This is a genomic window from Phyllobacterium sp. P5_D12, from assembly GCF_054049495.1.
On record NZ_JBFUMG010000289.1, the window covers coordinates 1 to 5,589 of the forward strand.

Here is a 5,589-nt window from a genome sequence, read left to right on the forward strand (position 1 = left end):
TTGGTGACCTTGGCAATGAAACCACCACCGGTAATGATCGTATCGCCGCGACGGATATTCTTCAGCTGCTCCTCGCGCTTCTTGGCAGCGGTACGCTGTGGGCGAATGATCAAGAAGTACATGATCACGAAGATCAGAATGAACGGCAGGATGCTCATCAGCATTTCCGGCGCGCCGCCGACACCCGTTGCCTGTGCATATGCGGGAGTTACGAACATTGAGACAACCTCCAGAGAAAACCAGATTTGAAAGAACTTGAGCCAGCGCAATACAATGTTTGGGGCGTCAAAAGCAACCGTACAAAACTGTGTGTCCTACTTTTCGAATTATCTTCAACATGATAGTCGCATATATGCATGAAAATGAAGGTTCGATGAGTATGTCCGATGAATTGTTGACAGATAAACTTGACCGGCTGATTGCGGTGCTGGAGCGTATGGCACCGCCAAAAGCTCAACCGGTCGACCTCGATGTGGCGGATTGCTTCGTTTGGAATCCGGACAAGCTCACCTTTGACCCGGTCAGCAAGGTCAACCGCGTGGACATTTCCTTGATCCGCGGCGTCGACAACGTTCGCGATATCCTCTTCGACAATACGAAACGCTTTGCCGATGGTTTGCAGGCAAACAATGTTCTTTTGTGGGGCGCACGCGGCATGGGCAAGTCATCGCTGGTCAAGGCGGTGCATGCCTCGGTCAACGCTGCACCGACCGGCGGTCACCCGCTGAAACTGGTGGAAATCCACCGCGAAGATATCGACAGCCTTCCTGCGCTGATGGCGGCCATCAAGGACACGGATTACCGGTTCATCCTGTTTTGCGACGACCTGTCCTTCGATCACGACGACACATCGTACAAATCATTGAAGGCAGCACTGGAAGGCGGCGTCGAAGGCCGGCCGGACAATGTCATCTTTTACGCCACATCGAACCGGCGTCATCTTCTGCCGCGGGACATGATCGAGAACGAACGTTCGACCGCGATTAATCCATCGGAAGCGGTTGAAGAAAAAGTTTCGCTTTCGGACCGCTTCGGACTTTGGCTCGGCTTCCATAAGTGCAGCCAGGACGACTATCTGTCGATGATCGATGGCTATGCGGCGCATTTCCACCTGCCGTTGAAGCAACCGGAATTGCATGCGCAGGCGCTGGAGTGGTCCACGACACGCGGGGCACGGTCCGGCCGTGTCGCCTGGCAATTTATCCAGGATCTTGCCGGACGTCTCGGCAAGAAACTGTAGACACTAAAAAAGCCCGCGTCGTTCAACGCGGGCTATCAAACTGCTCGTCGGGTCCGATCAGGATTCGAGATATTTCGTCGGGTCAACCGGCGTCGAGTTCTTGCGAACCTCGAAGTGAAGCATCGGCGTCGTTGCGTTGCCGGTCATGCCCGACACGCCAAGCTGATCGCCGCGCTTGACCTTCTGGCCGCGCTGGACATCGAGCTTGCTGGCATTGCCGTAAACCGTCACGAGACCGTTGTCATGGCGCACCAGCACCGTGTTGCCGAATTCCTTCAGGCCATCGCCGGAGTAGATGACCACGCCGTTTTCAGCAGCCTTGATCGGCGTACCTTCAGGCACCGAGATGTTGATCCCGTCGCTGCCCTTGCCATAGTTGGCGACAACCCGGCCGCGAACCGGCCAGCGCATACCCGATACGCCCGTCGCCGACGGCGCTGCGGCAACATCCTTGTCCTTATCCGCGTTCTCTATCACCTTCTCGCTGGCCTGTGGCGGCGTGTAAGGCTTGGCCGACGTATCGGCTTGCGGAGCTGCAGCAGCCTGCGTAGCGGCACTTGCGACCACCTTCGGCTGTTCTGCAGGCGGTGTCGAAGCTGTCTTGACCTGATCGACCGTTCCGCCCTTCGGCTTCATGGTGTTGGCGACATTCTGAGCAAGCGCGGAATTGGACGGCGGAATGATGAGAGCCTGACCAACACGGACGGTGCCATCCTTCATGTTGTTCGCCTGCTTGATCGCCTCGACATTGCTGCCGGTCTTGCGCGAGATCGCATGCAGCGTATCACCGCTCTGGACTGTATATGAGCCCTGGCCGGTTGGCTTTGCAACAGTGGTCGCAGCAACTACCTGCTTGGTCGCCTGCGGTGTCTGTATGACGGCGACGTTGTTCGAATGCACCGGAGCGGGCTTTACAGGCATCTTTGCTTCACGGCCATCCGGAGTTTTCAGCGTACCCGAAGCCGACCCCAACGGTGCGGCCTGCATTGGCTGCGCTGAAGCGACCTGCTGCTGGCGCAGTGGAGCGGCGCTGGCGACAGGTGCAAGTGCCGGGCGCGTTGGCTGCGAGGAGACTGGCGGCAGTGCCGAAGCGCTTGCAGCGCCGACAGGCGGCAGGCTGCTGCGCTGGACACCGCCGCTGCGGCTGACAGAAGCAGTCTGCGTTGAATCGACGGGTGGTGTATAAGGTTGTGGCGTGTTGTTGGACGCTTGCATGACTGATCGTTGATTGTCGCTATAGCCGGAACTGAAATCCGCGCTGGTGAAACGCTGCACGCCAGAGCTGCAGCCTGCCGCGATACCGGCAATCGAGAGAATGGCGGCATTCAGAGCCAGCCGCCGTGACGCTTTGTCTAGTGTACTCAAACGCATCGCATATCCCGCCCGTACTCAATACAAGAATATTGGACTCATTAGATCGCGTTAATGTTACTCGACCGTTAAAGAGCGAATAAAATTTGTAAAAAATTCACCAAACTCGTAAAGGGTCAGGGCTCCGTACGTCACCCTCCAACGTCACGATGCACCACCCTCTCCGTCATCCTCGGGCTTGACCCGAGGACCCACGGCTGAGAAGCGTTCTGCTATACGATGCACAAGGCATTCCAGCAAAATGCAAGCTTCAATGAGGGCTGTACTGTTCTTCGCTGGATTGTGTCGAGTTCATGGAGAGGATTAGACTCCTTTGTCATGGGTCCTCGGGTCAAGCCCGAGGATGACGGATGAGGTGGACGCTTTTTACAAGAAGAGACGTGGTAACAAGCGAACGTCTCCTAAAGCGCCGAGGCGACACCTTCCATCAGGGGCAACAGGCGCACCGGCATCAAATCATGGCGCTCAAAACGGCTGCCAATTTTCGATAACCGCGCCATCACTTGTCGGCCRTCGAGCGGCCCGATCGGTGCGATCATCACGCCGTTTGACGACAGGAGATCAACGAACTGGCGCGGCATGCTTTCGAAAGCGCCCCAGACGATGATGCGGTCGAACGGACCGTCATGCACTAGTCCGTGACGGCCGTCAGCGTGCTTGACAAAGGTATTCTCGATTTTCAGGGCCTGGAGCCGCTGATGCGCCAGTTCAACCAACGTGCGATAGCGCTCGAGCGACAGAACACGGCCCGCTAGCCGCGCCATCACGGCCGCCGTAAAGCCAGAACCGGTGCCGATTTCCAGCACACGGTGCGTAGGCTCAATATCTAGGGAATTAATCAGCTGCGCCTGCAGATCCAGCGCTTCGATGAACTCACCGCATTCGATCGGCAGCGTTCCCGTACCGTAGGCAAGGTTACCGAGATTGCCGTTGACAAAGGCCGTACGCGGCGTCGCCTCAAAGGCGCTGATCAGACGCTGATCCGACAGGCCCAAGGCGCGCATACGCAGTACGAAAGCCGCAAATCCTTCGCGTTCAGACATCGCAACCTTCATGCAATGGCACTCGCAAGGGTTGCGAGCGTGTCATGCGCTGTCAAGTCGAGTTGCAGCGGCGTAACCGAGATGAAGTTCTTGGCGAGTGCGGCCACATCGCTGTTTTCGGCCGGCACATCCTTGCCGCGGCCATAGCGCAGCCAGTAGTAGGGCAAGCCCCGTCCGTCGTGGCGCTCTTCTATGGTGAGGCCATGCGAAAGCTTGCCTTGCGCTGTAACCCGCGTTCCGGCGATCTCAGCCGCGCTGCAACTCGGGAAGTTGATATTGATGAGAACGGTCTTTGGCAGTTCGACATCAAGTACCTTTTTCAGGATCGCGGGCGCCCTCTCCTCCACGACCTCCCATGGCAGCACGCGCGCGCCGCCATCCAGATTGTATTCTTGCGACAAGGAAATGGACTTGATGCCGAGCAACGTGCCCTCGATGGCGCCAGCCACAGTCCCCGAATAGGTGACGTCATCCGCCATGTTCGAGCCGGAATTGACACCGGAAAGGATCAGATCAGGTGCATCCGGCATCAGATGCTTAACGCCCATGATGACGCAATCGGTTGGCGTCCCGCGCACGGCAAAATGCCGGTCATCGATTTTACGCAGGCGCAACGGGTTGGACAGCGTGAGCGAATGCGCCAGACCACTCTGGTCCGTTTCCGGTGCAACCACCCAGATATCATCCGAAAGCTGGCGGGCAATGCGTTCAAGCACGCTCAGACCTTCCGCATGAATACCATCATCGTTGGTCAGAAGAATGCGCATTTGCCCCAGTCCCTCAAAGATTATGCCGCTTTTTCGATCCGCTTCAGTCCACCCATATAGGGCACAAGGGCTTCAGGAATTGTTACGCTGCCGTCCTCATTCTGATAATTTTCGACAACGGCGATCAGCGCGCGCCCCACAGCGGTACCGGAACCGTTCAGCGTATGAACGAAACGCGTCGACTTCTCGCCTTCCGGCCGGTAGCGGGCATTCATGCGGCGTGCCTGGAAATCACCGCATACCGAGCAGCTGGAGATCTCGCGATACGCCTTCTGTCCCGGCAACCAGACTTCGAGGTCATATGTCTTCTGCGCGCCAAAGCCCATGTCGCCGGTGCACAGCGTCATGGTGCGGAACGACAGGTCGAGCCGCTTCAAAACTTCCTCGGCACACGACGTCATCCGCTCATGTTCCTCGATGGAATGCTCGGCGTCGGTGATCGACACCAGTTCCACCTTCATGAACTGGTGCTGGCGCAGCATGCCGCGTGTGTCCCGCCCGGCCGAACCCGCTTCCGAACGGAAGCACGCCGTCTGCGCCGTCATGCGGATCGGCAGATCCCGAATGTCGAGAATCTCTTCGCGCACCAGATTGGTCAGCGGCACTTCCGMGGTCGGGATCAGATAGCGGCCGTCCGTGGTCCGGAACAGGTCTTCGGCGAACTTCGGCAACTGGCCCGTACCATAGAGCACTTCGTCATTGACCAGCAAAGGCGGACTGACCTCGGTATAGCCGTGTTCGGTCGTGTGCAGATCGAGCATGAACTGGCCAAGCGCACGCTCCAGCCGTGCCAGCTGGCTTTTCAGGACCGTGAAGCGGCTGCCGGAAAGCTTGGCTGCCCTCTCGAAATCCATGTAGCCGAGTTTTTCGCCGATTTCGAAATGCTCTTTCGGCTCGAACGAAAAATTCTTGAGATGTCCGACGCGGCGCGTTTCGACATTGGCGCCCTCGTCCTTGCCGACAGGCACGTCAGCAAGCGGTACGTTGGGAAGCACCGACAATGCATCGTTCAGCGCTCGATCGAGCTGACGCTCTTCTTCTTCCGCTGACGTCAGGAACACCTTGATCTCCGCAACTTCGGCCTTGAGACGGTCGGCGGTTGCCTGATCCTTGGCACCCATTGCCTTGCCGATTTCTTTCGAGGCGGCGTTGCGGCGTTCCTGTGCCT

Annotated in this window: 6 protein-coding genes; 1 reads left to right on the forward strand and 5 read right to left on the reverse strand. The window is 57.8% G+C overall.

Translation table 11 applies throughout. The features are described from left to right. The coding region (gene yajC, locus ACXJ5O_RS17335; RefSeq protein WP_457300969.1) for a preprotein translocase subunit YajC at positions 1–218 on the reverse strand (218 nt) is incomplete at its 3' end. Positions 219–379: 161 nt separating this feature from the next. On the opposite strand from yajC, the gene ACXJ5O_RS17340 reads away from it, so the two are divergent. Next, on the forward strand, positions 380–1,240 hold the full coding sequence (locus ACXJ5O_RS17340) for an ATP-binding protein (protein WP_457300974.1): 861 nt from the start codon (positions 380–382) through the stop codon (positions 1,238–1,240). A gap of 57 nt (positions 1,241–1,297) precedes the next feature. On the opposite strand, the gene ACXJ5O_RS17345 is transcribed toward ACXJ5O_RS17340, so the two are convergent. From ACXJ5O_RS17345 to serS, 4 genes are all read right to left on the reverse strand, one after another. Further along, on the reverse strand, positions 1,298–2,611 hold the full coding sequence (locus tag ACXJ5O_RS17345; RefSeq protein WP_457300970.1) for a peptidoglycan DD-metalloendopeptidase family protein: 1,314 nt from the start codon (positions 2,609–2,611) through the stop codon (positions 1,298–1,300). 401 nt (positions 2,612–3,012) lie between these two features. Beyond that, positions 3,013–3,666 (reverse strand): protein-L-isoaspartate(D-aspartate) O-methyltransferase, encoded by a 654-nt coding sequence (locus tag ACXJ5O_RS17350; RefSeq protein WP_457300971.1) that lies wholly within the window; start codon positions 3,664–3,666, stop codon positions 3,013–3,015. After that, a complete protein-coding gene (gene surE, locus ACXJ5O_RS17355) occupies positions 3,663–4,421 on the reverse strand; it encodes a 5'/3'-nucleotidase SurE (protein ID WP_457300972.1) in 759 nt (252 codons plus the stop codon). The genes ACXJ5O_RS17350 and surE overlap by 4 nt, the downstream gene beginning before the upstream one ends. Before the next feature lie 20 nt (positions 4,422–4,441). Beyond that, positions 4,442–5,589 (reverse strand): serine--tRNA ligase (gene serS / locus ACXJ5O_RS17360; protein ID WP_457300973.1); only part of this gene is annotated, 1,148 nt, incomplete at its 5' end.